This window comes from Oleiphilus sp. HI0123, assembly GCF_001635315.1.
In genome coordinates this window covers 1-737 of record NZ_LWGE01000013.1, presented here as the reverse complement: position 1 = coordinate 737, position 737 = coordinate 1, and the positions used below count along the sequence as shown (strand labels likewise).

1 protein-coding gene is annotated in these 737 nt (G+C 42.9%); it reads right to left on the bottom strand.

Features of this window, described 5'->3' with window-relative positions; translation table 11 throughout:
* Positions 1-210 precede the first annotated feature (210 nt).
* A partial coding sequence (locus A3761_RS26455; RefSeq protein ID WP_197472668.1) for a hypothetical protein occupies positions 211-737 on the bottom strand: 527 nt, incomplete at its 5' end.

Sequence of the window (737 nt, the reverse complement as noted above, 5' to 3'; positions counted from 1 at the left end):
TCTGATGCGTTGACGCTTCCCTAACGGGAAGAATGTTAATTAAAAAGAAAGGCTCTGGCCGAGGTTCCGGCAGGATTTTGTGCGGGCCTCTTGACGTGGGGAGTCATACCAACGCCCTGCTAAACGGCGGAGTACAAGTGGCGACTTTTTTGCTGCGGAGCGCGAAAAAGGTGCGACTTGTACGGAGTCCGTTTGAGCTGTTGGTTATAACTATTCACTCCGGTATACGCGTTCAAAGTTTAATGAGGTTGGCCTAGATAAACAGACATTGATCTCATCCAAGTTCCTAACTACACCATTAATAACTTCTAGTTCGTGCCTGGTTTCTTCGTAGAACTCACCTTCACAAAGTTCGTTGATATTTTCGCTTCCAAAATACAAACCATTTACGTCGATATGAACGATATCAAGTTTAGTGATGCTAGCTTTTTCCGAATACTCGTATGTCATATCTACTTCATTGGCAGTGACCCCACTTGGCATGACAACCTCAGGGCCAATTACATATGTACCAGACTCAATAGTTGGCCCTAAATCATCTAAATATTCAATGGTTTTGATAAATACACCATCATTAAGCGACCAAACAAACTCACCTACTCGACCTCCTAACACAACACCATCTGAACGCCATTCACCATTAACCTTAGACTGATTCGTGGTGTTCTCTTTAGAGCCGGACGAACAGCCAACGAGTAAAAAAGTAAGAATATACAAAAGGGGTAAATTGATTTTCA